This is a genomic window from Bacillus zhangzhouensis, from assembly GCF_000715205.1.
Taxonomy (GTDB): domain Bacteria; phylum Bacillota; class Bacilli; order Bacillales; family Bacillaceae; genus Bacillus; species Bacillus zhangzhouensis.
Genome location: NZ_JOTP01000004.1, coordinates 1 through 24,768, shown reverse-complemented (window position 1 = coordinate 24,768; position 24,768 = coordinate 1). Strand labels below are relative to the sequence as shown.

29 protein-coding genes, 1 pseudogene and 1 riboswitch are annotated in these 24,768 nt (G+C 40.1%); of the genes and pseudogenes, 5 read left to right on the top strand and 25 right to left on the bottom strand.

The window, feature by feature from the left end:
* Window positions 1-131: 131 nt before the first annotated feature.
* On the top strand, window positions 132-1,706 hold the full coding sequence (serA, locus tag BA70_RS04605) for a phosphoglycerate dehydrogenase (protein ID WP_034318829.1): 1,575 nt from the start codon (window positions 132-134) through the stop codon (window positions 1,704-1,706).
* Window positions 1,707-1,740: 34 nt separating this feature from the next.
* Here serA and BA70_RS04600 read toward each other — a convergent pair whose 3' ends face one another.
* The 15 genes from BA70_RS04600 to BA70_RS04530 form a co-directional block, all read right to left on the bottom strand.
* Window positions 1,741-2,388 carry a M23 family metallopeptidase gene (locus BA70_RS04600; RefSeq protein ID WP_034318825.1) on the bottom strand — a complete coding sequence of 216 codons (648 nt, stop codon included), beginning with the start codon at window positions 2,386-2,388 and terminating at the stop codon, window positions 1,741-1,743.
* A 100-nt stretch (window positions 2,389-2,488) separates the two neighbouring features.
* Window positions 2,489-3,595, bottom strand: a complete 1,107-nt coding sequence (locus tag BA70_RS04595) for a hypothetical protein (protein WP_034318822.1) — start codon at window positions 3,593-3,595, stop codon at window positions 2,489-2,491.
* Entirely contained in the window at window positions 3,507-4,115 is a 609-nt protein-coding gene (gene sigX, locus BA70_RS04590) for an RNA polymerase sigma factor SigX (RefSeq protein WP_034318821.1), read from the bottom strand. Before sigX ends, BA70_RS04595 begins: the two co-directional genes overlap by 89 nt.
* 202 nt (window positions 4,116-4,317) lie before the next feature.
* Window positions 4,318-6,099, bottom strand: a complete 1,782-nt coding sequence (locus BA70_RS04585; protein ID WP_034318818.1) for an ATP-binding protein — start codon at window positions 6,097-6,099, stop codon at window positions 4,318-4,320.
* Window positions 6,096-6,818 (bottom strand): response regulator transcription factor, encoded by a 723-nt coding sequence (locus BA70_RS04580; protein WP_003215596.1) that lies wholly within the window; start codon window positions 6,816-6,818, stop codon window positions 6,096-6,098. Before BA70_RS04580 ends, BA70_RS04585 begins: the two co-directional genes overlap by 4 nt.
* A gap of 86 nt (window positions 6,819-6,904) precedes the next feature.
* On the bottom strand, window positions 6,905-8,083 hold the full coding sequence (gene ccsB, locus BA70_RS04575) for a c-type cytochrome biogenesis protein CcsB (protein WP_034318815.1): 1,179 nt from the start codon (window positions 8,081-8,083) through the stop codon (window positions 6,905-6,907).
* Window positions 8,067-9,746, bottom strand: a complete 1,680-nt coding sequence (gene resB, locus BA70_RS04570) for a cytochrome c biogenesis protein ResB (RefSeq protein ID WP_034318812.1) — start codon at window positions 9,744-9,746, stop codon at window positions 8,067-8,069. The genes ccsB and resB overlap by 17 nt, the downstream gene beginning before the upstream one ends.
* Window position 9,747: 1 nt before the next feature.
* Entirely contained in the window at window positions 9,748-10,278 is a 531-nt protein-coding gene (gene resA / locus BA70_RS04565; RefSeq protein WP_034318809.1) for a thiol-disulfide oxidoreductase ResA, read from the bottom strand.
* A gap of 90 nt (window positions 10,279-10,368) precedes the next feature.
* Window positions 10,369-11,103, bottom strand: coding sequence for a 23S rRNA pseudouridine(2605) synthase RluB (gene rluB / locus BA70_RS04560; RefSeq protein ID WP_034318807.1), 735 nt, complete (start codon window positions 11,101-11,103; stop codon window positions 10,369-10,371).
* 135 nt (window positions 11,104-11,238) lie between these two features.
* Window positions 11,239-11,775: a spore maturation protein gene (locus BA70_RS04555; protein ID WP_034318804.1), complete on the bottom strand. Its 537-nt coding sequence runs from the start codon at window positions 11,773-11,775 to the stop codon at window positions 11,239-11,241.
* Between the two features lie 4 nt (window positions 11,776-11,779).
* On the bottom strand, window positions 11,780-12,367 hold the full coding sequence (locus BA70_RS04550) for a nucleoside recognition domain-containing protein (RefSeq protein ID WP_034318801.1): 588 nt from the start codon (window positions 12,365-12,367) through the stop codon (window positions 11,780-11,782).
* Window positions 12,355-13,506: a D-alanyl-D-alanine carboxypeptidase family protein gene (locus BA70_RS04545; RefSeq protein WP_034318799.1), complete on the bottom strand. Its 1,152-nt coding sequence runs from the start codon at window positions 13,504-13,506 to the stop codon at window positions 12,355-12,357. Before BA70_RS04545 ends, BA70_RS04550 begins: the two co-directional genes overlap by 13 nt.
* Window positions 13,507-13,959: 453 nt before the next feature.
* Entirely contained in the window at window positions 13,960-14,439 is a 480-nt protein-coding gene (locus BA70_RS04540) for a YpuI family protein (protein WP_034318796.1), read from the bottom strand.
* A 113-nt stretch (window positions 14,440-14,552) separates the two neighbouring features.
* Entirely contained in the window at window positions 14,553-15,146 is a 594-nt protein-coding gene (scpB, locus tag BA70_RS04535; RefSeq protein ID WP_034318793.1) for an SMC-Scp complex subunit ScpB, read from the bottom strand.
* On the bottom strand, window positions 15,136-15,894 hold the full coding sequence (locus tag BA70_RS04530; RefSeq protein ID WP_034318791.1) for a segregation/condensation protein A: 759 nt from the start codon (window positions 15,892-15,894) through the stop codon (window positions 15,136-15,138). Before BA70_RS04530 ends, scpB begins: the two co-directional genes overlap by 11 nt.
* A gap of 209 nt (window positions 15,895-16,103) precedes the next feature.
* On the opposite strand from BA70_RS04530, the gene BA70_RS19325 reads away from it, so the two are divergent.
* Both BA70_RS19325 and BA70_RS04525 read left to right on the top strand, forming a co-directional pair.
* Window positions 16,104-16,196 (top strand): YjcZ family sporulation protein, encoded by a 93-nt coding sequence (locus tag BA70_RS19325; protein WP_012010430.1) that lies wholly within the window; start codon window positions 16,104-16,106, stop codon window positions 16,194-16,196.
* 88 nt (window positions 16,197-16,284) lie between these two features.
* The gene (locus BA70_RS04525; RefSeq protein ID WP_034318788.1) at window positions 16,285-16,809 is read left to right on the top strand and encodes a DUF309 domain-containing protein; all 525 of its coding nucleotides are present in this window, start codon (window positions 16,285-16,287) and stop codon (window positions 16,807-16,809) included.
* A 26-nt stretch (window positions 16,810-16,835) separates the two neighbouring features.
* On the opposite strand, the gene BA70_RS04520 is transcribed toward BA70_RS04525, so the two are convergent.
* The 7 genes from BA70_RS04520 to BA70_RS04490 all read right to left on the bottom strand — a co-directional run bounded on the left by BA70_RS04520 (window position 16,836) and on the right by BA70_RS04490 (window position 21,323).
* Window positions 16,836-17,189, bottom strand: a complete 354-nt coding sequence (locus BA70_RS04520; RefSeq protein ID WP_034318785.1) for a GNAT family N-acetyltransferase — start codon at window positions 17,187-17,189, stop codon at window positions 16,836-16,838.
* A gap of 113 nt (window positions 17,190-17,302) precedes the next feature.
* Complete coding sequence (gene ribH / locus BA70_RS04515; protein ID WP_034318783.1) at window positions 17,303-17,767, bottom strand: 6,7-dimethyl-8-ribityllumazine synthase; 465 nt, start codon at window positions 17,765-17,767, stop codon at window positions 17,303-17,305.
* Between the two features lie 26 nt (window positions 17,768-17,793).
* Window positions 17,794-18,420, bottom strand: a complete 627-nt coding sequence (ribB, locus tag BA70_RS04510; RefSeq protein ID WP_078061646.1) for a 3,4-dihydroxy-2-butanone-4-phosphate synthase — start codon at window positions 18,418-18,420, stop codon at window positions 17,794-17,796.
* Window positions 18,421-18,431: 11 nt separating this feature from the next.
* Window positions 18,432-19,082 carry a riboflavin synthase gene (gene ribE, locus BA70_RS04505; RefSeq protein ID WP_034318780.1) on the bottom strand — a complete coding sequence of 217 codons (651 nt, stop codon included), beginning with the start codon at window positions 19,080-19,082 and terminating at the stop codon, window positions 18,432-18,434.
* Between the two features lie 250 nt (window positions 19,083-19,332).
* A riboswitch (FMN riboswitch) is annotated at window positions 19,333-19,474 on the bottom strand.
* Window positions 19,475-19,589: 115 nt separating this feature from the next.
* Complete coding sequence (locus BA70_RS04500) at window positions 19,590-19,934, bottom strand: hypothetical protein (protein WP_034318777.1); 345 nt, start codon at window positions 19,932-19,934, stop codon at window positions 19,590-19,592.
* Window positions 19,935-20,159: 225 nt separating this feature from the next.
* Window positions 20,160-20,396 carry a DUF2164 domain-containing protein gene (locus tag BA70_RS04495; protein WP_034318772.1) on the bottom strand — a complete coding sequence of 79 codons (237 nt, stop codon included), beginning with the start codon at window positions 20,394-20,396 and terminating at the stop codon, window positions 20,160-20,162.
* A 345-nt stretch (window positions 20,397-20,741) separates the two neighbouring features.
* A complete protein-coding gene (locus BA70_RS04490) occupies window positions 20,742-21,323 on the bottom strand; it encodes a TetR/AcrR family transcriptional regulator (protein WP_034318770.1) in 582 nt (193 codons plus the stop codon).
* A gap of 420 nt (window positions 21,324-21,743) precedes the next feature.
* Here BA70_RS04490 and BA70_RS04485 point away from each other — a divergent pair.
* Window positions 21,744-22,391: pseudogene (locus tag BA70_RS04485) on the top strand (MFS transporter); the annotation flags it as partial.
* 52 nt (window positions 22,392-22,443) lie between these two features.
* Here the strand turns inward: BA70_RS04485 and BA70_RS04480 are convergent.
* From BA70_RS04480 to BA70_RS04470, 3 genes are all read right to left on the bottom strand, one after another.
* Window positions 22,444-22,668: a hypothetical protein gene (locus BA70_RS04480; RefSeq protein ID WP_034318767.1), complete on the bottom strand. Its 225-nt coding sequence runs from the start codon at window positions 22,666-22,668 to the stop codon at window positions 22,444-22,446.
* 96 nt (window positions 22,669-22,764) lie between these two features.
* Window positions 22,765-22,968, bottom strand: a complete 204-nt coding sequence (locus BA70_RS04475) for a hypothetical protein (protein WP_034318764.1) — start codon at window positions 22,966-22,968, stop codon at window positions 22,765-22,767.
* A 20-nt stretch (window positions 22,969-22,988) separates the two neighbouring features.
* The gene (locus tag BA70_RS04470) at window positions 22,989-24,068 is read right to left on the bottom strand and encodes a response regulator aspartate phosphatase (protein WP_034318762.1); all 1,080 of its coding nucleotides are present in this window, start codon (window positions 24,066-24,068) and stop codon (window positions 22,989-22,991) included.
* A gap of 443 nt (window positions 24,069-24,511) precedes the next feature.
* On the opposite strand from BA70_RS04470, the gene BA70_RS04465 reads away from it, so the two are divergent.
* Entirely contained in the window at window positions 24,512-24,703 is a 192-nt protein-coding gene (locus BA70_RS04465) for a helix-turn-helix domain-containing protein (protein ID WP_034318759.1), read from the top strand.
* The last annotated feature ends 65 nt before the right edge of the window (window positions 24,704-24,768 follow it).

Sequence of the window (24,768 nt, the reverse complement as noted above, 5' to 3'; positions counted from 1 at the left end):
CTTTATAAAGACACTAAGGAATGTTCGTGTTTTCTTTTTCGCTTTACTGCTTTAATTTGATTGACACAGTGAAAAGGAATATGGTAAATTATCAGATATTTATGACGTTTATTTTAGGAGGAAATCTTACGATGTTTCGAGTATTAGTCTCAGATAAGATGAGCAATGATGGTCTTTTACCACTTTTAGAATCAGATTTTGTTGAAATTGTCCAAAAAAATGTAACAGAAGCAGAAGATGAATTACACACGTTTGATGCCTTACTTGTCAGAAGTGCAACAAAAGTCACAAAAGAACTTTATGAAAAAATGACTTCATTAAAAATTGTCGGCCGTGCTGGTGTGGGCGTAGACAACATTGATATTGATGAAGCGACAAAGCATGGCGTCATTGTCATCAATGCACCGAACGGTAATACGATCTCAACAGCAGAGCATACGTTTGCAATGATCTCATCTCTCATGCGTCATATTCCGCAAGCCAATATTTCTGTTAAATCAAAAGAATGGAACAGAGGCGCATATGTCGGTGCTGAGCTTTACGGAAAATCTCTTGGAATTGTTGGTTTAGGTAGAATCGGAAGCGAAATCGCTCAGCGTGCAAGAGCTTTTGGCATGACTGTCAACGTATTTGACCCATTCCTCACAAAAGAACGTGCAGAGAAAATCGGTGTCAATGCCAAATCACTTGATGAAGTACTCGAAGTATCAGATATTATTACTGTACATACCCCATTAACAAAAGAAACAAGAGGACTTCTCAATAAAGAAACGATTGCAAAAACGAAAAAAGGCGTTCGCCTAATTAACTGTGCACGCGGAGGGATTATTGACGAAGGTGACCTTCTTGAAGCACTTGAAAGTGGCCATGTCGCAGGAGCTGCACTCGATGTATTCGAGGTAGAACCGCCTACCGATAATCCGCTTGTAGATCATCCACACGTCATTGCAACTCCGCATCTTGGTGCATCTACAAAAGAAGCACAATTAAATGTAGCGGCTCAAGTATCTGAAGAGGTGCTTCAATTTGCAAAAGGACTTCCTGTCATGTCATCTATCAATCTACCAGCGATGACAAAAGACGAGTTCAAAAAGATTCAGCCTTATCATCAATTTGCCGGAAAACTTGGACGTCTTGTCTCTCAATCCATGAGAGAACCAGTAAAAGAAGTGAGCATTTCTTACGAAGGCTCTATCTCAAAACTCGAAACATCCTTTATTACAAAAAGTCTACTGTCAGGCTTTTTAAAAGAGCGCGTCGACTCGACTGTGAATGAAGTAAATGCTGGGATGGTAGCGAAAGAACGCGGCATTAGCTTTAGTGAAAAAATTTCTTCCAGCGAATCTGGTTACGAGAACAGTATTTCAATTGAAGTCAAAGGTGATCTTTCAACCTTTACTTTAAAAGCAACCTACATCCCGCATCTAGGGGAACGCGTTGTCTCTATTAATGGATTTAATATTGATTTTTATCCAGATGGACATCTTGTCTACATTCAGCACACGGATGCACCTGGTGTGATTGGTCAAGTCGGACAGATTTTAGGCGACCATGATGTCAACATTGCGACAATGCAGGTAGGACGTAAAGAAAAAGGCGGCGAAGCCATCATGATGCTTTCCTTCGATAAACATCTTGAGGATGAAATTGTCCAAAAATTAACTGAAGTACGAGATATTCTTTCTGTACGTCTGATCGACCTATAAAAACAATGGTAAACCTCATGCAAAAGCATGAGGTTTATTTTGTTGATATCATTAAACGGTCACCCGTTCGTATGAGATGCGTTGTCAAAGCATTGATCTTTTTCAATTGATCCACGGTCATCTGGTGTTCTTTTGCAATCGACCAGAGGGTATCGCCTTGCTGAATGACATATGTATATTTTTCATGTCCGTTTACATGAAGGGCTGGCTCTTGGAATCGATCCATCGCAATGATTGTGAGCGGGTCGACCGCATCTTCTTTGCTCACTGACCAGTTGCCGCGGTGCACCTCAAAATGCAAGTGAGTACCTCTAGAGGCCCCTGTGTTGCCTATGATGCCGATCGGCTGCCCTGCTTGTACATCGTCTCCATTTGTAACATGGCGCTCGTGTAAATGGGCATAGACGGTTTCATACCCATTTGGGTGCCGAATAAACACGACTTCTCCATATGTAGCAGAGACATAAGAACGAGTAACCACCCCTTCGCTTGCAGCAAAAATGGATTCTCCTTCTGGCGCAGCAATGTCTAATCCCTTATGCGAACCACCTCTTGTCCCAAACAAATCGGTGACTTCCCCTTTCACTGGTTCCACCCATTCGGTTGTTTTCTGTGCATGTGCAAATGGTGATAAAATAAAGAGCAAAACACAGCTGACGCATATGAAGCAATACCTTTTCATCAGTGACTCCCCTTCTTTGAGGTTCTTTTCATGACAGCTTAGTATATAGCAAGGATGCCCTTTTCTATACATCAAAAAAGAACGCAATATGTTGCGTCCTTTAACGATCTTTTATGACAACTGGATTTGGCAGAGCCGGCACCTCTATTGGTTCTTTTAATTCATAGGGTCCTACTTGATCTATCCCTGCATTTTGAATCGTGACATCTGTAAAACCAAAATCTTTCGCTGTGAGCAGCAAACCTTCAATAAGTAGAATATGATCAATTGAGTCCGTTAATTGTGCTGATGCTCCAAACGAGATGGTCACATGTTTTCCTTTTGATGTCACTTCTTTAATCGGTTCTTCTTTAATTAATGGATCAAGTCCTGCATCGCTTGCTCGTTTCATGGCCTCTACCGCATCTTCATAAGATGAATAATGCGTTTTTGAGGGCACCAAAAATGTCCCGCTCTTATTCTCTAATACGTAATAAGCATGCTTTGTTTGTTTATCAATTGAAATCGTTCCAATGCTTCCATTTGTCCCTAATTGAAGATGAGAGCCTTTGACTGACTTGACTTGCACTTGGTTATATTGGCTCCATTTCAGTGTTTCTTTTACCATGTCTTTAAACCGGTTGGCTTCTTTTAATGTATCAAGAGACAAATCACTTTTTAGCTGAAAGACCAGCGTATCCCCTTTTTCACTAATATCCACCATATCAATATAAGATTGAAGAGGTTTTGTCATGTCAGCCAGCTGCACCTGTTCATATGTGCTCAGCATTGCCTTCACATGGCCGTGCTCATTCTCTTTTTCAATACTAATCGGGACAACTTGAGAAGTCGATTCATCTATGTATGCAATCGTCATATACTTTTGCTGGTCAGCATTCGAAACAACATGTGAGGGCCCATTTGTATGTTTTACCGCCTCTAATGTTGCATTCACCTGCCCTTTGTCAGCACTCGATTCCATCTTTACTCGCTTCATATCGTGAGCAGCCGGCTGAAATAAATGAGGAGAAATCAAAAACGCCATAAATAAAACCACAACGGTAGCCACCGCTGGACCGATCCATTTGACATTTTTCTTTTTCTTCCCGCTTGCCATCAGCATCTGCTGATAAATCTGCTTAGATGAACGGTTGTCCTCCACCTTTGGAAGCTGACTTAGTAACACCTTGATTCGTTCTTCGCTCCAATCGGACCTGTTCGTTTTCATTCACTAGCTCCTCCTTCAAAAGCTCCATATGTTTTCGGAGCACTTTCAGGCCTCGGTGCTGAGTTGTTTTGACTTTGCTTTCCGAGAACTTTAACGCCTTTGCCGTCTCCATGATTGAGTATCCTTGGATAAACCGTAAAATGATGACAGCTCTTTGATCAATGGTGCAATGATCAAGTGCGGCATAGATTTCTTTTACATTTTCATCCTGTACAGCCAGTTCATCTGGGAGTAAATCTGGATCTTTCACATCCTGCTTATCCCAATCAAACGTGCCGAGCACCCGTTGTCTAATGGTTTGCTGTTTGCGAAACCAGTCAATCGCCACATGCCTTGCAATTGAAAACAGCCATGTTTTCTCGCTGCTTCTTCCTTCAAAAGTTTTATATGAGTGAAGTACCCGAATGTAAACCTCCTGAACGAGATCCTCTGCCTGATTTTTATCTTTTACCATATAAAATAAAAACTGGTACAAATCTTGGTGGTACGAATCATATATTTTTTGAAAGGTTTCATGCATAGGAAACCCCTCCGTTCACTTATTTTTGTCGAGTGACTCTTACAAAACGTTACATTACAACTTTATGACAAATATATTACAAGTTCAACAATTTGGAAAGGGATTTTTGTTTAACTTCTCCTTAAAAATATGAAAATAGAAAAAACACTTCGTTTTCTTTCGAAAAGAAGTGTTTCTCATGTAACAAGATTCTTCGTCAAGATTAGACGAGTTCCTGCTTTTTTCTCGGAATATAGAAGGTAAAGTGTGTACCTGTACCGGCTTTGCTATGTGCATGAATCGAGCCTTGGTGTGCCTCTACAATGTTCTTCACAATCGCAAGGCCAAGCCCAGTACCAGAACGACCTCTCGTTCTTGCTTTATCCGCTTTATAGAACCGTTCGAAAATAAATGGCAGATCCTCTTCTGGGATTCCGCTTCCAGAATCTTTCACAGCCATCTTCAGCCCGTTCTCCACCGATTGAACTGAGAAATGAACCTCTCCGCCCTCTGGTGTATGACGTATGGCGTTATCAATGAGATTGGTAAAAACCTGCTCAATCTTATCTGGATCAAATACAAAATGTGGTTCTTCCACTTGAATCTCATACGTAAGGTTGATTTGTTTTTCTTTCGCAATACCAAGAAACTTACGATAGATTTTCTCAATCAGCTCTTCTGTATCTGTTGATTCAAGATTAAGCGTGATATGACCAGCTTCCATCCGCGCTAGATCCAGAAGGTCATTCACAAGACGCCCCATTCGAAGTGATTCGTCATAGATAATTTGCGCAATTTCTTTCTTTTCCTCTTCTGATCCAGCAATGTCATCTACAATGGCCTCACTATATCCTTGCAGCATAGCAATTGGTGTGCGAAGTTCATGACTAACATTGGCAATAAAGTCTTTTCTCAGCTTATCAAGTCTTCGTTCCTCTGTCATATCGCGAAGTACCGCAACTGCTCCCCTGACATCCTGCTGATTATACAGCGGAGACATGAGAAGAACCCAAGTACGTCCTTGCAGCGATACTTCGATCATCTGCTCTTTTTCCGTGCTGACGGCTGTATGAAACAGTTCTCGCGCTTCTGGCGGCAGTTCATCTCCATCTTTGATCTTCATATTTTGCTCGTAATACCACGCCTGCAAGAATCGTTCTGCAGGAGGATTGGTCATAAGGATCGTTCCATCAATATTGATGGTGATGACGCCATCAGCCATACTGCTTAGAATGTTGGACAAATGTTCTTTTTCTTGATTTAAGGCTGTAATATGAAATTTAAGCTGCTTCCCCATTTGATTAAAGGCGATGGCCAGTTCTCCAATTTCGTCTTGCGTTAAAATAGGGATTTTTGTATCGAATTTCCCTTTCGCCAAATCCTGTGCTCCTTCTCTCATCTTTCTCAGAGGATAGGTGACACGTGTAGATAAGAAGAAAGCAAAAATTGTGGTAAGAATGATCGCAATTCCGGCAGCTAAGAAGATATAACGCGTTGTATGTTTGGTTGTTTGTTCTACAGCGAGGAGAGACTGAGAAAGAAAGACCATGCCTTTTTTTCCGTTTGCCTCAAAAGGAACACCTACTACAATTCGTTCATCCTTCTGGTTGCCTGTATCAGGTTCTGCACGTTTACTGATTTTCTTTCGGTTTTTGAGTGATTCGTTCAAATCTTTGTCCGCTTCAATTTGTTCCTTTGTTATCGCAGGAAGCTTTCCGTCTTTTTCAGACGAATACCATTCTAGTCCATCTTCTTGAATAATCGCAATACTCGTCAATTTGTCAGCAAGCTCTGATGTAATCGACCTTGCGAGCGATTGATCCTCATGACTTTCTAAAATAACCGCTACTTTATTTGCCATTTGTGTTAAATCAGACTTTGCTTCTTCCACATGATAATTCTCAATGAATTCTAAAAGAAGCACGGTTAAAATAGATAAAACAATGAGGACGAGGAAGAGAATGGTCAACCATAGCTTCCCTACGACACTTTTCCAAAGCTTCATTCAGCGCCGACCTCAAATTTGTACCCAACACCCCATACAGTTACGATTTTTTTCGCAGCTTCTGGAGACACTTTATTCAGTTTTTCTCGAAGTCTTTTCACGTGAGTATCTACTGTTCTCAGGTCACCAAAGAATTCATATTGCCACACTTCTTTTAAAAGCTTCTCCCTGTCATAGACCTTATCTGGTGTTTTCGCAAGGAAGTATAAAAGCTCATATTCCTTCGGCGTCAGACTTACTTCTTTGCCATCAGCTGTCACTCTATGTGCATCATGGTCAATAGATAGATGAGAAAACACAAGCACATCCTTTGTTGTGGTCCCAGTATTGAGATATGACGTTTGAGAAGACCTTCTGAGCAATGCCTTCACGCGTAAAACAACTTCACGCGGGCTGAAAGGTTTTACGATGTAATCATCCGTTCCTGCCTCAAACCCTTGGACACGGTTCGCTTCCTCACCTTTTGCCGTCAGCATAATGATTGGCGTGGCTTTTTTATCTCGAATTTGATTACACACTTCAATCCCATCTGTGCCAGGCATCATTAAATCAAGCAAAATGAGGTCATAATCGGTTTGAAGCCCTTTTTGAATCGCCTCGTCCCCATTTTCCGCTTCATCAATTTCATAATTTTCACGTTCTAAATACATTTTTAAAAGGCGGCGAATTCTTGCCTCATCATCTACGACTAATATTTTCGTTTGAGTTGTATGTTCCATTAGACAATCCTCCTGCTTTCTCCGTTGTTACATTCATTTTAACAAAAAGCCGAATTGAATCATAAAGGTTGGCCTTTTTCTTGTGATTATGCGTAAGAATGCAGTCCCGCAATCACAAGATTGACAAAGATGAGATTAAACATAATTATGGCAAACCCGATTACGGCAAGCCAAGCGGACTTTTCGCCATGCCAGCCTCGCGATAACCGAAGATGGAGATAGGCTGCATAAAAGAGAAACGTAATCAATGCCCATACTTCCTTCGGGTCCCAGCCCCAAAATCTTGTCCATGCAATTTGCGCCCAGATCATCGCAAAGATCAGTCCACCTAACGCAAATACAGGAAAACCAATAGATACAGCTCTGTACCCAATTTCATCGACTAAATCGAGATTCACCTGTCTCACGAGCGGTTGAAGCAGCGCACTTAGTCGTTTGCGAATGATCAATCTAAGGAGCCCGTAAATGATCAGCCCGACGCCAAATGACCATAACACTGTATTGACCTTTCTGCCTGAAAAAACAGGTGGTAAATCAACGAAAGGCTCCATTCGATCTTGCGTCACAAGTTCCCCTTTATGAGGCCCGACTAAGGCTGGCAGCTCATAAATCATGACACTTTCTTCTTTATTTTTATCTATCCAATTAAACTTCGCTTCATACCCTGTCATTCTAAAGACTGATGTGACAGCGATAAACGAAAGTGTCACCACAATCATGAACATGACAAGCTCTAAACCAAACGTCTTTTTCCCTGGCTTTGTTTGATCGACATGCTTTAAAAGGAAGATGACACCTGCCACAAAACTGATCGCTAAAATGGCTTGACCGAGCGCTGCTGTTGTCACGTGAATATATAGCCAATTACTTTGAAGTGAAGGAATCAGCGGTGAAATATCCGATGGAAACATGCTTGCATAGGCAATGATCAACAAGGCTATCGGAAGTGTGAATAACCCAAGTACAGACACTTGATACACAAAATATAAAATGATAAATGCAAGCACCAGCATCATACCAAAAGCCGTTGTGAACTCAAATAAATTACTGACTGGTGCATGACCAGACGCCATCCATCTTGAAATAAAATAACCAAATTGGCTCAAAAAACCGATGATGGTGAGCGTAATGCCGATGAGTGCCGACTTATTTCTGCGCGGTCCATCCTCTTTCTTTTTTCCTTTAATGGCACCGCCAAAAAAAGGAACTGCCGCTAAATAAAATAGAAAAGCTGCAAATAACAGATTTTCACTGACTGCCGCCATCTAATCCTTCCCCCTTGCTTTTGCTGATACTCGTTGTATCAGGCAGTTCTTTTTGATCAACTGGCTGTTTGATGCCGCTGCTACTCAGTAACACATTGAGATCGGACTTTAAGCCAAACCAGTTTTTGTTTGTGTGTCCTGCCACAAATACTTTTCCGTCCTTTGCCGACAGCCAGATTCTTCTATGCTGCCAGTACATCCCCTGCACGACACCAATCATGAAGATGATCCCGCCAACGATTAGTATCCCAAGTGTTAAGTCTTTTCTAACGGTCAATCCTGTTACGTTTTTCGTTTCAACGCGATCAAACTTCATCTTATATATATTGTTATCAGAACCCTCTACTGTCTCTTGAATAGCCACAAAGCTTTTTTCACCTTTAGGTTTTTCAGGAGAGATCATTTCAAACACGAAAGCAGGATTATTCGGATTCCTTGTTTTCGTACTTGGCGTTCCATCTTCATCAAAATAAAAATCAGGCAAATAGCTCATCACCTTGACTTTGTAACCGCTACCAAGATCATATTCTGATTTAGGCTCCAGCAGATTAATCTTCACTGTTCCGAAAGATTCTTCTGTATCTTTTCGAATCAACTGAAAGACCATTTGATCGAGTTCATTTTGTTTAAAATCCACTTGATATAATGAGAAATGATCAAACTTAAGCGGTTCGTTCACTTTGATATCGTGTTCTGTTACCTGCTTCAGCTTTGGTTTTTCACCAAAAACAACTTCCCCTTCACGTTTGTATAAGATGGCATCGGTTTTATAACTTTTCACCACTTGACCGTCGCCAGCCTTTTCAATGGCATTTTCAAACACTTCTTTTTCATTTCCAGATTCATAGCGATCAATCGAAAACGCATTATTTTTCAAGAAGTATTGTCCATCCGTGCCTGGGATCGGTGCTGTTTCGCCTTCTCTCACCCATAGCGTTTCATCGACATACATGCCCGGGACAAACCGGAGCATCGATCCAAGGAGAAAAATAATTAATCCGATGTGATTGACGTAAGGTCCCCAGCGTGAAAAGCGGCCTTTTTCAGCTAAAATATGTCCATCTTCTTCTCGCACGCGGTAACGCTTTTGTTTCATCGCTCTAACGATGCCTTCATATGTATGCTGATCTAATGTTTTGTCTGTTTCGCTGAACAGACGCTGCCTTCTCAGAAAGCTTTCTTTTTTGACAACACCTTGATTTTTGAGTGCCCGATAAAGAGGAATGACCCGGTCGAGACTGCAAATCACCAGGGATATTCCAATAGAGGCTACAAGGGCTAAAAACCACCAAGAACTATAAAGATCATGGAATCCAAGTATGTAATATAGCTTGCCAAACGATCCATATTGCTCCTCATAATAAGTGGAAGCTGATGCACCTGGCGGAATAAACCGCTCCTGCGGAAAAATAGTTCCTAGCGAAGAAGCTAATAGTGTGATGACAATGAGCCACACACCCACTTTTACGGAAGAAAAAAAGTTCCATACTTTATCAACAATCGTTTTGTTGTATGTTTGCGAGCGTCTCGCACTGCCGTCATATCTCATATCTAGCAGCTTTGAAGAGTTTTTCTCTTTTGTCGCAATGGGATTTCCGCATGATTCACATAGAACAGTACCGATTGGATTAATATGTCCACACTCGCACTTTACCTCTTTCATTCTATGACCCCTTTGGTTTAATCAAACTCATATATTCATAGACATTACGTTCTGTCATGGTTCCCTTTATGACTTTGATTACCTTGCCTTCTGGATTAATTAAAAATGTGGTTGGCAGTGGCGTAATATCATATGCCTCTGTGACTTGACGGTCTTTGTCCATAGCAACCGGAAAATTCACGCCATAGGCATCCATAAAATTCTTAACGGCAATATTTGATTCCCCAACATTCACTGCAACAATTTCCACACCGCGATCCTTGAACACTTGATATTGATTCGCCATATAAGGAAATTCTTGTTTACATGGACCGCACCATGTACCCCAAAAATTCAGAAAGATGCCTTTGCCTTTTAAGTCCTTTAATTCAATCCGCTCCCCATCTACAGATTGAAGGACAAAGTTGGGTGCAATAGATCCTTCTTTGACTCGATCCTGTTTGGCAAATACTGAGTTATACATGGTATAACATAATGCAGCAAGCATCACGAGGAGAATGCCCGTCCGTATGAAAAACCGTCTTTTCTTCATCTGAAGTACCCCTTCCCCATTGACATTCAGGTAAATTATAGCATTCTCCTTCTTTTGATGCTTCTTCATTTTTTGAAGTTTATGTGAAAATTAGTTAGCACTTTTCCCGTGATCAGCAATCGCTCTAAGGCGCTTTACTTCATGCGGAGTTAATTCTCTGCGCTCTCCCGGTCTCATCCCTTCTATATGGAGGAATGCATATTGCTCCCTTTTTAGCTTTAAAACGTCATGACCAATCGCTTCAAACATGCGGCGCACTTGTCTGTTTCTACCTTCATGAATGGTTAATTGGACAATAGATGTTTGCTTTCGTTTATCAATAGAAAGCATTTTGGCACGAGCACGTGCTGTCTTTTTATGATCTAACATGATTCCTTTTTCCAGCTTTCTGAGCAATTCCTTTGAAGGGATGCCTTTTAGCTTTGCTGCATACGTTTTATCAATTTCATATTTCGGGTGCATGAGCGTATGGGCAAATTCGCCATCATTTGTAATCAAAATCAAACCGCTCGTATCATAATCTAACCGACCGATTGGATAAAGGCGCTGCGGGATATCATCAAAGAAGTCTGTAACGACTTTACGGCCTTTATCATCCTCGGCAGCTGAAATGACGCCGCGCGGTTTATAAAGCATAAAGTAAACCGGTTCTTCTCTTTCTAGCTTTAATCCGTTGACTTCAATTTTATCTGAAGAGCCCACCTTCACTCCAAGCTCTGTCACTGTTTGACCATTAACGGTAACTCGTCCTTCTTTAATTAATTCTTCAGCCTTCCGCCTAGAAGCGACGCCGGCATGTGCAATTACTTTCTGTAAACGTTCCATTTGTCTTTCACCTCATGTACTATCTTACTTGCTTGACTTGAAACAAACAAGCATTCGCGGAAAAATAAGCGATTCGTCTGTCTAATTTCAGCTAAAAAACTGTTTTCAATCCATTAAATACAAAAAAGCGCCTGATTAGGCGCCGCTAAATAACAAACTGACGATAATAACAGATGCAATGACACCAATGAGATCTGCTAATAGACCTACTTTCAGCGCATCCCCCATTTTTTTAATACCGACTGCTCCAAAGTAGACCGTTAAAATGTAAAGAGTGGTGTCTGTTGATCCTTGCATGACGGCTGCAAGCTGCCCAATAAAAGAATCTGGACCATATGTCGCAATCAAATCTGATGTCATGCCGAGTGCAGCTGTTCCTGATATCGGACGAATAAACGCAAGCGGCACCACCTCTGTAGGAAAGCCAATCGCTGTAAATACGGGTTTTAATAAACCCATAACAAAATCAAGCGCACCTGACGCACGAAATATCGTGATGGCCACAAGCATGCCAACTAAATATGGAATGATTGAAAAGGCAATTTGAATGCCCTCTTTCCCGCCTTCCACAAATGTTTCATAGGTCGGTACTTTTTTGATGGTTCCAGCAATCAAAATGCCTGCGATGATCAGTGGAATCAAAGCAAGTGACAGCCAGTTAATAAATGCCACAAGATCACCCCCGCCTGCTTCTGCGATAGTGGAAATAGCGATCAATGATAATCGCACCGATTCCTGAAATAAGTGTCGCCAAAATGGTTGGTCCAACAATGTCTGTTGGCTGATCTGCGCCATAGGTCATTCTAATGGCAATGACGGTTGTTGGCACAAGTGTAATAGAGGATGTGTTGACAGCTAAAAATGTAATCATGGAACGGCTCGCCTCATTCTTCCCGCCGTTTAATGATTTCATCTGCTCCATTGCCTTAATCCCAAGCGGTGTGGCGGCATTTCCGAGGCCAAAGAAATTCGCCATGAGATTGGACAGGATATACCCCATTGCCGGATGATTAGGGGGGATATCCGGGAATAGCTTTGAAATGAATGGGCGGCACATTTTACTAAAGAAGTTTAACAGCCCCGCTTCTTCTGCTATCTTCATCAGTCCCAGCCAGAAAACAAGGACACTGATCAGCCCAATTGAAATGGTGACTGCTTCTTTTGAGCCCTTAAATACAGCTTCGTTTACTTCCTCCATCGTTCCGTTGAACATCGCATAGACAAGACCGATGACAGTGAGGAATACCCAAATTAGATTGACCATGAAGATCCGCCTATAGATGTCTGAAAGACAGACTTAAACATTTCTTGGAAGCTTTTTTGAGGCATTTGATTTCGTTTATTTTCATAAAAAATCGGCACTTGCTTGATCACCTGACCATCTAATAAGAATGTCATTTTCCCTACGACATCCGGGATGGCTTCGGTGTTTTTTTTCCATTTCTTTTCGGGAGTGAGCATTTCCGTTTCAATCTCCACTAGTTTTTTCTCATCTTCATTTAAAAAATAGTCCACATCACGCTTAATAAACGCTTTTTTTTCATAAAAGGTCCCTTTTAACGAAGCAAGCCTTCCTTTTTCAGCAAGCACATACGTTTTATAGTGATCAAATGCATACTCAAACATAGAGATATGATCTTTCCAGTCATCCGGCGCATTAATAGTCACAGCAATTAACGCAGCATCCCCTTTTGCAGCTGTGGAGACGAGGGTACGTTTTGCAAGCTTCGTATATCCCGTTTTCCCTCCAGTCGAATATTGATATAAACCGGTGAGCAGCTTGTTTTTATTTTTCCAATAGCCTTCCATTGTCTTCGCTTTATAGAAAGTCGTGCCGGCAATTTTTTGATATTGTTTATGCTCCATGGCGTATTTAGTTAAGATCGCCATGTCATAGGCTGATGAGTAATGGTTTTTATGATCGTCGAGCCCATGTGGATTTTGAAAATTCGTATTCTCCATTCCTAGTTCAGACGCCTTTTGGTTCATCATAAAAATAAAGCCTTCTAAGCTGCCGCCAACATGTTCTGCAATGGCTACAGCTGCATCATTTCCAGAACGCAGCATAAGCCCGTACGTCAGGTCTTCTAAGCTCACCTTCTGCCCTTCCTTTAAATAAATCGATGAGCCCTCAGCTTGAATCGCCCGTTTTGATATTGTGACGGTGTCTTTCATTTTTCCTGATTCAATGGCTAATACAGCCGTCATAATTTTTGTAATACTGGCGATTCTCCTTTTTTCATGCTCGTCCTTTCCAAATAGGACTCTGCCTGACTGTCCATCTATTAAAATGGCGCTTCTTGCACTCACCGATAACGATATGTCTGCTTGCGCAGGTGAGGAAAAAGGCAGTAAGAGTGTAAATAGAAGAAGGACTGCTGTTCCAATTTTTAAATAGGGCATGTTCATTCACGTCCTTGTCCGTTTTGTACAAGTGTATGCGCGGCTGAAAAAGTTATGATGCCTCGTCCATAAAAAAAGCGTCTCTAGAATGTAGAGACGCTCAGATTATTGATAAAGGGCTAAAATGATCTTTATTTTAGCCCTTTGTCTTCTTTTCAGCGTGATAGAAAACCTTTGCAGCCTAGGAAGGGCGAGTACCGGAGCGGAGCGAATTTGAGATTTGTGAGCACCGGCACGCAGGACTGACACCGAATGCGAGGGTTTGTCTACACGCTGAAACGTCTCTACATGTAGAGACGCTTCTTAATTCTTACTTATACCATGTAAGTTCTATTACCGTATAGGAGGGGATTTTAGATTTGTGAGGACCGGCTCGCAGGACTGACACCGAATGCGAGGGTTTGTCTACACGCTGAAACGTCTCTACATGTAGAGACGCTTCTTAATTCTTACTTATACCATTTTCATTTGCTGATGAGATGTCGTATATTCTAGCTCTTCTCTCATTGTTAAAAAGTCTTTTTCTAATGAAGAAAATAATCGCTTTACATCAGCCGATACTTCATGGCGGAAAACAATGCTGTTTTTCCCTGTATAGGCAGAACGGCTATCTTCATACCATGTATCCTTTTTCGGCGTAAAAAATTCTTCGATACATTGATGATAAATACGAAGAAGCGTCTGCTGTGCCGCTTGCTGCGGGAATGTCTGCTGCTGGCCGATTTTTTTGCAAGCTGCCGCTGCATCCTCGCTATACACTGCAAGCTTACGTAATGTACTCAATATGTCACAATAATAGGCTTCCGCTTCGGGGTTTAATCGTTTCAAGCTTGATAAGGTAGCTTCGTTCAGAAAACCATTCACTTCAGTTGCAACCTTTGTTAAAAAGACGCCTGTTTGATCAACTTGAGCCTTTACATTCATATGTGCCATTTGTTTCGTGTTTACCTTCCCCTCATGGCTTTGTCACCATTTTATCTTTCATCAAAAGATTTTAGACCTAAAATCTTTTTTATATTTTATCATACATTTTTCCTTATTTTGAACTATTTTATCTCTTCAAATGTTTGATTGAAGTTTTCAAAAAATAGATCAGCCTCTTCTTGCACACCATCTGCTTCAACATTCTCTGGAAGCGGTGGTAATTCATCTAGGGCTTTTAAGCCAAATTGCTCTAAAAAGGTAGGCGTTGTACCATAAAGAATCGCACGTCCCGGACCATCGGCACGTCCAACTTCACAGAGTAACGCTTTGGCTACTAAGCTGTGAAGCACCCGCTCTGATTTGACTCCCCTGATCTCCTCAACCTCACTTCGCGTGATCGGCTGTTTATAAGAGACAATTGCAAGCACCTCCAGCGCTGCCTGTGACAAGCCTTTGGAAGGTGTCTCTACTAATTTTTTTAAATACATGCTGTACTCTTTTTTAGTCAGCAGCATATATGAATCTGCATATTCGATGAGCTCAATCCCTCGTTCTTGTTTTTGATATTCTTCCTTTACGGCAGACACAATATCGAGTAATGCCGCCTCATCTACTTCAAGAACTGACATGAGCTGTTTTCTTGTTAAGCCTTCGTCACCTGCTGCATACAGCAACGCTTCTAAGATGGCTTTCCAATTCACGATATCAAGCGTCATGAATCGTTTCACTCCCTATTATATAAATGTCTTCAAAGTTCCCTTCCTGCTCTAACATGATGTGATGACTTTTCATCAATTCAAGAACAGCAAGAAACGTCACGACAAGGTGTTCCTTTTGATCATGTTGAAATAGAGTCATAAAATTGGTCCGCTTTTTTGTTTTTCTTAAATGGTTCATAATCTCATTCATTTTGTCTTCAATCGGAATTTCTTGTCTTGTAATTTTTGATGGAGCTGGTTTCGTTATTTTTTTTCGGTTCAATACCTTTTGAAACGCACCTAACATATCATACACCGTTACATGTAAGTTTGTGTCCTTCGTTTCCGCTTCTTTTGCGAATTCACTTAAATCACTCGGAGGTTTTGTAAAGGCATTCTGTCTTGCTTCCTCGCGCTCCTTTAGTTCTTGGGCTGCATTTTTGTACTTGCGGTACTCAATCAATTTGCCAATCAGCTCTTCGCGAGGATCCTCTTCCTCTTCGAGCAGGTCTTCATCAAATAGCTCTTCCTCTTGTTTCGGAAGAAGCATTCTGCTTTTAATACTCAGGAGAGTTGCAGCCATCACCAAATATTCACTCGCAACGTCGAGCTCAAGCTCCCTCATCGTGTGGACATATAATAAATACTGCTCCGTAATTTTAGCGACGGGAATATCATAAATATCAATTTCCAAACGGTTGATTAAATGTAAAAGCAAGTCCAAAGGACCCTCAAACGAATCTATTTTCACCTGATATTCCAGCATTCTTTTCTCACCATTTCTACTGTCTTCTAAGTACCGTTTCACCGGCTAACCTTTAGTATAAGACAGGATAAAGCTCTCGTCCAATATAATTTCGACCATGTTGCCCTAGGCAAAACAAGAAAAACAATGGAATCGCCCATACCAATGAGGGCACTTATACATAGAATACCATTGTAATCAGAACTGATGAAAAAGGAGGCCGTATCATTATGGGAGATGGCTATAACTTCGGCGGAGGATTCGCGCTTATTGTCGTGCTTTTCATCTTGCTAATCATCGTTGGCGCGGCTTGGGTTTATTAAAGAAACAGAGCGTCCTTTCACTAAGGGGCGCTCTTTCTTCTTTTCTTTTCGGTGTGTTAGACTGATAGTGGAAAAGGAGATGACCGCTGTGTATCCTGAAGCGTACGTGGCTTTTTTACACGAATTTCATACGACAAGAGATTATTTTGAGTGTCATGAAATTCTTGAAGAATATTGGAAGGAAGATCCCCCGGAGCAGCGTAAAGAATATTGGGTTGGTCTGATTCAACTTGCTGTTGCTTTGTATCATCAAAGACGGGGAAATGGAAAAGGAGCAAAACGGCTCATTTCAAACAGCCTTCACTTATTAGAAATCAATCGATCCGTATTATCGAAGCTAGGTCTTGATGATGAGGCGTTTATTTTGCTTCTTAGGACACTGAAAAAGAAAATGGATGAAGACAGTCCCTACGAGAGTGTTATGCTTCCAATCAAAGATCAAGCACTTCTTTCATTATGCAGAGAAATGGCTCAAAAAGAAGGATTGACCTTTGGACAGGAAAGTAACTTATCCCACACGTTTCTAATCGAAAAACATAGACTGCGTGACCGGACAGATGTATTGCTTGAACGGGAGAAACAGATCGAACGTAAAAAAAGCAGAGGACTGTAGCCTCTGCTTTTACATGTGTGTGATATTTAATTTGTTTCACTGTGACACTTATGAAAGAAGCCTTGCGTTAATTCATTTGGAATGAGTGTTTTGGTTTTGAATACCTCTTCCACGGCTAAAACCATTTCCTTGCCAATTCCTTGATCACGATGGGATGGATTGACACTAATATGCTCGATTTGCACTTGGTCGTCTGTTTTCAGCACACCAATGGCACCTACGATATCCTCGCCATCTTTCCAAAGGAACAGCTGCCGATCTTCATCCATTTCATATGACTTCATCGTCTGCTGAAGCTGTTTGACGTCTTTCTCACCCGGCATAAAGGACAGGAGTCCCATGGCAATTTTTTCAAAAGACCTCTTGTAACGAATTAACATATATACCCCTCAATATTAAAATTGTCCTATTTTCCAGCAAATATCTTATGAATTATTTGCTCATCACACATTATAAACATTTTCATGCCGTTTTTAAACTCTTTTTCATTAAATTAACGAAACGTTCGGTTTAGGTTGGCCATTTCAATAGCAGCTGCAGCCGATTCGCTGCCTTTATTTCCAGCTTTTGTACCCGCTCTTTCAATAGCTTGTTCAATGGATTCTGTTGTCAGTACACCAAAGATAATCGGTACCCCTGTTGAGATGGCGCTTTGAGCAATTCCTTTGGCCGCTTCGTTACATACATAATCATAGTGAGTTGTTGCGCCTCGGATCACTGTTCCAAGTGTAATGACCGCATCGTATTTTTTTGTTTCGGCTAGTTTTTTTGCCATATATGGAATTTCAAAAGCACCCGGTACCCACACAACATCGATATCGTCACCGTTTGCTCCGTGTCTAAGCAATGTATCTTCTGCTCCATCTAGCAGTTTACTTGTAATAAAATCATTAAATCTTGCCACTACGATGGCAAATTTTAATCCTTCTGCTACTACATGCCCTTGTATTGTATTCATATGTTCATCATCCTTTTTTGTGATTTTTATTTTGTTTCGATCGTTGTTGTTTGATTATTGTTTAAATGTATCTGCAATGCTTCTATTGTAAGCATCTTTAAATCATGTTCCTTTTGAATTTCCTTCAGTTCAGGGACGCGTGCCATTGATCCATCTACATTCATAATTTCACATATGACACCCGCTGGCTCTGAACCCGCCAGCTTAGCAAGATCAACGGCCGCCTCTGTATGACCCGGTCTTTCTAGTACTCCGCCCTCTTTTGCAATGAGCGGAAATACATGACCTGGGCGGGCAAAGTCTTCTCGTTTTGCGTCTTTATTTAACATGGCCAACATGGTGGTTGAGCGCTCAAAAGCACTAATACCGGTCGTCGTTGACGTATGGTCGATGCTCACTGTGAATGCTGTATGATGTGCATCCGTATTTTGCTCTACCATTGGATGCAGGTCTAGGTGTTTGGCAATCGACGCATGGACTGGCGTGCAAATGAGACCTCTTCCATGTAAAGCCATGAAGTTAATGACTTCCGGCGTTGCATGCTCAGCGAGTGCCACAAAGTCTCCTTCATTTTCTCTGTCTTCATCATCTACTACGATAATGATTTCTCCTTGTTTGAGGGCATTTACTGCCTCCTCAACTGAATGATACATACAATCGCCTCCTAGAATCCGTGCTCTTTTAAAAATGATGGGGTCAATCGGGATGGCTGCTTTCCGTTTGGCTCTTTTGTTAAAAAGCGATAAATATATTTACCGATCATGTCACACTCTATATTCACTATATCCCCCATAGATTTAGTCGGGAAAATAGTTCCTTCAAGCGTATGAGGAATAATAGAAACTGTGACGTGTGCATCACGCAAATCGAAAATGGTCAAGCTGACACCATCTATCGCAATTGATCCCTTTTTGGTGAGCATGTCTGTGAGGGTCTTGTCCATCTCTAAATCATAGTAAATGGCATTACTCTTCTTTTCTATTCGGGTAATGATAGCCGTCCCATCGACGTGACCTGATACAAAATGGCCACCAAATCGGCCATTCGAGGACATAGCTCGCTCTAAATTGACTGGACTGCCTGATGTAAGGTGGTCCAGCGATGTGGCTTTAACCGTCTCAGGCATCACATCTGCCGTGAACTGTTCTTTTGTAAAGCTTGTGACTGTGAGACATACGCCATTGATTGCGATACTGTCTCCAAGATGAACATCTTCTAACACACGGCTGCACTTTATGACAATTTCCATGGCATCTGCTGACTTTTTGCTTAATGACTGCACTGAGCCAACTTCTTCAATAATTCCCGTAAACATGTGATCCTCCCTTTCTCTTTCATTTGTATTTCTCACTTTATCAAAAAGCGATGTTAGGGACATGTGATCGATTGAACACCTTCGTCGCTTTTTATGGTCCATACAAGGTAAATGAGGGATCACCTAATAAATACTGCATGCCGTCTACTACATGTACATACAGAAAGCCCCGGAAAAAATTCCGGGGCTTTGGTTTTTTTGCATTAGAAATAAAACTATGATCAACAAACATTTTTCGTTCATAGCTTTCTTTATCCTTCTCCCATCCAGACTTTCACTGTCGGCTTCAGCTTTTCACTGAATCAACCGTTAATAAATTAACGGGTCACGGGCTGTAAAGCATTTGCTTTATTACCGTCGGTCGGGATTTTCACCCTGCCCCGAAGGATACAATCGATATTCAGCTGTCCTTAGGGGTTATTATAGCGATCCTTTTTGACAAATGCAACAATCAAGATTTCTTTACTTATTTCATAAAAAAAGCCTCCTTATAGGAAAGGAGACATGTTAATTAACGACTTTTACTACTTTTATAAGACCATCTATTCTTTTTTCATTACTAAAGTAGGCTTTAATACGATCGCCTTTCTTCAAGTCAGCGACATCATCTTCAAATTTCTTTCCATTAAAAATGATTTTTGTTCCGTTTTTCGCTTGACCGTAATATTCATCTCCATCAATTTTCGTAATGGTATATTCATAGATTGTGTAATCTTTATCATTATTCGTTAAGCTTTCGCCGATGGCTGTTGGCACATCTTCAATTTTCATGCCATTCATGTATAAATAACCTGCGCCTAAACAAAGCAGTAAAACAAATAAGACCGCAATTTTTAATTTAATTTTCCCCATATTTAGAACCTCCATCATCTGCACTTCGCCTATTTGTATGTTTTATTCCTTATCATGATGAAATAAAACCAAAAGAGCTGTTTTTCAATTAATGGTTACTTATATAACGATTCAGATGGACCTTTGGTTTCCACCTTTTCATCATTACATATGATACGAATATGCGTTCTTTATTAAGGGGGTCTCTTTTCTCTTTATCAGATAGTAAAACACATACCATAAGGATTACATTCTTTTTTCGAGTGCGAATAGGTCTTCCTCTAACAATTGTGATCGCTGAACAGCGATGTTGCGACTGTCACGAACTCCTTGATTATAATAGTAGCTTCCGAGATTTTTTGTGATAAATTCTAGTATATTGATGGCAGCTAATTCACCAATCTCTTCTTCGCGTTCTTCGGCAAAGTAACGCTGAATGTCAATCATCATTTGATTTTTTTCTTCTTTTGTTAATGGTTTCATTGTATCTCCTGCTTTCTTTCAGCATGAACACATGCTTTCATGATTTGCAGATGTCACTCGTGTTTCATCTGTGTGGTTGACAACCACTAGTGCGAATGTTTGTTCTCTTATCATATCACAAAAACGGTTTCTATGCATGGTTGGCCAAAAAGAAAAAGCGTATTTTGAGAAAAATTGTTCAAAATACGCTTTTAAATTAATGAATGACCCCTTCTTTTATGAAAAAGGTTGAAACTTGGTGCATAAAAATGAAAATACAGCTGTAGTCGATTTAATAGATTGAGTTCTCTCTTCCCTATTTTCACGGACGCTGACATAATTGATAAAACTGGAATTTCGATCAATTTATTTTAATATTGATAATATCATCGCTACAGAATGATCTACAAATGAACGCTCTGGACGAGATTTTATGAATACGGTAAGTCCGATTAATGAAACGACTAGTGTCTGTGCTAAAGCTTTAGCATTCAGGTTGCTCTCGAGCTCACCTGAGCGAATACCTTGGACAATCTTTTCTTGAAAAATGACCGAAAGATACATCTGATGCTCTCTTGTCAGAATTTCAAATTTCTCTTCGTGAGGGGCAAGTTCCACTATGGTATTAATGCAAAAACATCCCTTGCTTGGACTATCTCTATATTCCTCTTCCACTAAATCTTCAAAAAATGTGCGGAATGAATCTTTTACAGATAGATTATTTTGAAGTTTTGTTCGAATATGGGAAGCATGCAGCTTTGTATATTTGCGTAATGCAGCCTCAAACAATTCCTCTTTGTCTCCAAAAGCTGAGTATAAGCTTGGTCGTTGTATCCCCATTTTGGCAGTTAAATCGCTTAATGTAGTAGCCTTGTACCCCTTCTCCCAAAAAAGCAGCATTGCATCATCCAACGCTTTTTCCTCATCAAATTCACGTTGTCGAACCATCATAAATTCCTCTTTTCAAAAATTTCTTCACTTAATTATCTTGTTCTTTATTCTTATATGATGAGCAAGTTCTCATTCATTTTTCAGTTCCTTCATTATCCGATACTTGATTCAAATTCATATCGTTTCTTTTTTCTTATCAATTTCGAAAATTTGAGTCAGGAATATCTCAACTTTTCATTACCAATCAGTATATTATGATTCTATTTAATTCAAGTTATATTGTCAAATTGTGTTCTCTTTTCAAAAGAAATAGTCAAACATCTGAATTATCTACTTGACTCCAAAACATTTTGTTGGTTATCCTTATCAGGAATCATTTTATACTGATTGGTATATTATACTCAAAAGTACAAAAAGGGGATATAAGTCATGGTAAAGGTTAAAGAAAAAACAACTATTACAATTGAGGATCATGATATGAACACGGATCACGTACAAATAAAATCAGAATCAACCATGACTCGCTATATGGCACTATTGTTCGCAACGGCCTGTGGGATGGCTGTTGCAAACATATACTATGCACAACCATTACTAGACTCATTGGCGACAGAGTTCAGTATCACCCACTCATCCATCGGCATTGTCATCACTATTACTCAGCTTTGTTACGCGCTAGGGTTGTTACTGCTAGTACCACTAGGTGATCTATTGAATCGACGTCAGCTAATCATCGGACAGATGCTTTTATCCGTGTTGTCTCTAATGTTGGTCGGCATCTCTCCCAGCGCCACTGTGCTGTTCATCGGATTAGCTGCGGTCGGACTGCTTGCTGTGGTGACTCAGGTGATCGTAGCGTTCGTATCGACTTTGGCTGCCCCAGCCGAGCGTGGCCGTATCGTTGGCTTGGTACAAAGTGGAATCGTGATCGGTATTCTTCTTGCACGAACATTCGCTGGTGTACTAACCGATCTCGCCGGCTGGCGGTCAGTTTATCTAGTTTCTGCCGTCATGATGCTCATCATGACTGGCGTATTGTTCCGAGTACTTCCGCGTGATGAAAGCGAAAGAGAGTCATTATCCTATGCGCAGCTACTTCGTTCAATGTTCACATTATTCATACAAATATACATATATACAAAAGAAAGAAAATTTAAGCACAATAAAAGAACCCCCCTTATTCGGCAGGTTCTTTTTTAGTTAATTCTAAATACATTTCGGCTTTTTTGTAGTCTTCCGGGTGCTCTTTTTTATAAAGATCTAAAAGGTATTCGATTAACTCCCGATGACCTTTGAACTGCGAAGTCACGACAATTGCATCAGCAATATTTTTAGTTTTTTCTTGCAACCTAGTATGATACGGTATCATTTTATCAAACTCTTTCGGTCTACCTTTCCCCAAAATAAATCACCTCTAGTATTAGATTATATCACTTTTTGTGTTTAAGTAAATACAATAATACGTTAAAAAAATCGCCCTTTATAGGAAGGGCTGATCTCATGAACCTGTCATACCTCTTGAAGCAACTTTGTATTTTAGATCTTCTAGCTTTACGCTGCTTCCCGTCATACCTCTTGAAGCTAAATCTCGTTTTACTTCCTCTAACTTCACGTTAGTACCCGTCATACCTCTACTTTGTGAAGAGTATCCAACAGAAAATAAGACTGCTCCTGCTAAAATAAAACACGCCAATTTTTTCAAACAAAACACGTCCTCTTCTATTATTTTAGAATGTGTTTTTTGGCATTAATCAGAACATCATAGAAATCAATACTCGTTTTGAAATCCTTTCGTTGCTTATAAAACTCGGCAATGTCTAAGGCGATTGCCTCAACATCTACGTAAGCTTTATGTTGTTCCAACCTTTTCACACATTCTCTTACCTTTCCATTATCACCTAAAACATACAAAGAATGCAACGTGTTAAATTTCAATAGAAAGATACCGTGATCCCTTGCCGAAGACAAAGTAAAGCCTAATTGAAGCCATTTTAAAGCTGCTTCTGAATCGCCTAATTTAAAGTAACTTCTAACAGCTTCATAGACTCCGTGTAGATATGCAAATGGCGCATTTTCCCTCAGCTCTTTGCTTTGTAAGGACTTTTCAATAAACTTAACAGCTTCTTTTAATTCGTCCCTTTTAATGTGTAGGTACCCTAAATTAAAAACAGAAATACTAAATAAAATATTGTCACCAAGAGATCGCGACATTTCCGAACATTTTAGCAGTGTTTCTTGAGCCAAGTCATATCTGAATTGGTCTATGTAATTGAGTCCTAAAGCAATATTGCAAGTGATTTGACGTCGGCTATAGTCATCATATTTGTTATATATCTCAACGGCTTTCTCTAGATGGTTCTCTGATAAGAAAGTTGATTGCATGTGATAATAAGTTGTTCCCATTCTGTAGTGAAATTCGGCAATCTCTATCTCGTCTTGAATGAAGCCCAGTTTCTTTTCAGCGATTTTAAAAAGTTCGATCGCTCTAAAATTATTTGATTTAAAAGCTTCGTGAACACCGTTAAATAAATAGTAGTAGAAAGACAGCATGCCGTTTACTTCTGAATCTTCTGCAGCGCGCATAAAACTATCGCTGCTATTTTCTGTAGACTCAAGTAGAATCCTATGCCTTGATTCTATTAACTGACAGTACAAGATAACCTGTTCATCAGGATCTGCACAGGGCATCAGTTGATCTACTTCGCCTTTTAAGCCTATTGCTTTTTTTATCTCGCCTCTCATTATAGATTGATACCAGCTATTCAAATGGAACACTAATTCTCCAGTTTCAATTTTTGACAAGTAAAATCTCCCCTTCTTTGGAATACAACTGTATAAGACAAATTGTATTATTTTAAACATTCTTAAGACATAGGTATAAAGTCCTTTTTTCGCAAAATTCATCAAATTTCACATGTGAAGTTAAGCACTTCATGTTTATTGTAACTTATTTTTGTATATAAGTAAATACATAATTAGATTAATACACTTGATACCTATACTCAATATATGTTTATAATTGAATGCATTTCCTTTTAAAGGAATGTAAACTATAACGGTTTTTAATAGAAGAAAGGAGATATGCTTTTATGAAAGATGTGCGTCCGGGAATGGCTTGCGAAAGAGATGTTAAAGTAGGTATGTAAACAATTAAATTATCTGTTTTAAAAAGTTCTTCGAAGTTGAAGGGCTTTTTATTTACATTTATAATCGAACGTACATTCTTTTTATAGGAGGATTACGGTGTGACCGATCTCGAAAGAAAGCTATATCGAATCATCTATAACATGAGCAGATTCAAAAAGAATCCCTCGATGGATGACCTTAAAAGGAAAACGGGTAAAGATGAGCCAACGATTCGTAAGGCGGTTAAAAACTTAGTTTCTCGCAAGGAGTTAACGTGGGATAAACAGAAGAAGGAATGGCGATTTAAATAAAAAATGCCCTTCCAATGGAGGGGCTGTGTTAATGACTATCTTCTTTTGAATATTTCTTAATCAGC

Coding starts and splice junctions, on each gene's coding strand:
- sigX (WP_034318821.1), bottom strand. CDS start 4,115: ATGCATGAAACCTTTCAAAAAATATATGATTCGTACCACCAAGATTTG.
- ribB (WP_078061646.1), bottom strand. CDS start 18,420: ATGTATCATTCAGTTGAGGAGGCAGTAAATGCCCTCAAACAAGGAGAA.
- BA70_RS04520 (WP_034318785.1), bottom strand. CDS start 17,189: ATGTTAATTCGTTACAAGAGGTCTTTTGAAAAAATTGCCATGGGACTC.
- BA70_RS04600 (WP_034318825.1), bottom strand. CDS start 2,388: ATGAAAAGGTATTGCTTCATATGCGTCAGCTGTGTTTTGCTCTTTATT.
- BA70_RS04550 (WP_034318801.1), bottom strand. CDS start 12,367: ATGGTCAATCTAATTTGGGTATTCCTCACTGTCATCGGTCTTGTCTAT.
- BA70_RS04540 (WP_034318796.1), bottom strand. CDS start 14,439: ATGGCACATATGAATGTAAAGGCTCAAGTTGATCAAACAGGCGTCTTT.
- BA70_RS04490 (WP_034318770.1), bottom strand. CDS start 21,323: ATGGTTCGACAACGTGAATTTGATGAGGAAAAAGCGTTGGATGATGCA.
- BA70_RS04500 (WP_034318777.1), bottom strand. CDS start 19,934: ATGGGGAAAATTAAATTAAAAATTGCGGTCTTATTTGTTTTACTGCTT.
- BA70_RS04530 (WP_034318791.1), bottom strand. CDS start 15,894: ATGCTGGAATATCAGGTGAAAATAGATTCGTTTGAGGGTCCTTTGGAC.
- resB (WP_034318812.1), bottom strand. CDS start 9,746: ATGAAAGAGGTAAAGTGCGAGTGTGGACATATTAATCCAATCGGTACT.
- ccsB (WP_034318815.1), bottom strand. CDS start 8,083: ATGGCGGCAGTCAGTGAAAATCTGTTATTTGCAGCTTTTCTATTTTAT.
- BA70_RS04580 (WP_003215596.1), bottom strand. CDS start 6,818: ATGGAACATACAACTCAAACGAAAATATTAGTCGTAGATGATGAGGCA.
- BA70_RS04545 (WP_034318799.1), bottom strand. CDS start 13,506: ATGCCCTATTTAAAAATTGGAACAGCAGTCCTTCTTCTATTTACACTC.
- ribE (WP_034318780.1), bottom strand. CDS start 19,082: ATGTTTACGGGAATTATTGAAGAAGTTGGCTCAGTGCAGTCATTAAGC.
- serA (WP_034318829.1), top strand. CDS start 132: ATGTTTCGAGTATTAGTCTCAGATAAGATGAGCAATGATGGTCTTTTA.
- BA70_RS04585 (WP_034318818.1), bottom strand. CDS start 6,099: ATGAAGCTTTGGAAAAGTGTCGTAGGGAAGCTATGGTTGACCATTCTC.
- resA (WP_034318809.1), bottom strand. CDS start 10,278: ATGAAGAAAAGACGGTTTTTCATACGGACGGGCATTCTCCTCGTGATG.
- BA70_RS04595 (WP_034318822.1), bottom strand. CDS start 3,595: ATGAAAACGAACAGGTCCGATTGGAGCGAAGAACGAATCAAGGTGTTA.
- ribH (WP_034318783.1), bottom strand. CDS start 17,767: ATGAATACAATACAAGGGCATGTAGTAGCAGAAGGATTAAAATTTGCC.
- BA70_RS04495 (WP_034318772.1), bottom strand. CDS start 20,396: ATGAAACCATTAACAAAAGAAGAAAAAAATCAAATGATGATTGACATT.
- rluB (WP_034318807.1), bottom strand. CDS start 11,103: ATGGAACGTTTACAGAAAGTAATTGCACATGCCGGCGTCGCTTCTAGG.
- BA70_RS19325 (WP_012010430.1), top strand. CDS start 16,104: ATGGGAGATGGCTATAACTTCGGCGGAGGATTCGCGCTTATTGTCGTG.
- scpB (WP_034318793.1), bottom strand. CDS start 15,146: ATGACGCTTGATATCGTGAATTGGAAAGCCATCTTAGAAGCGTTGCTG.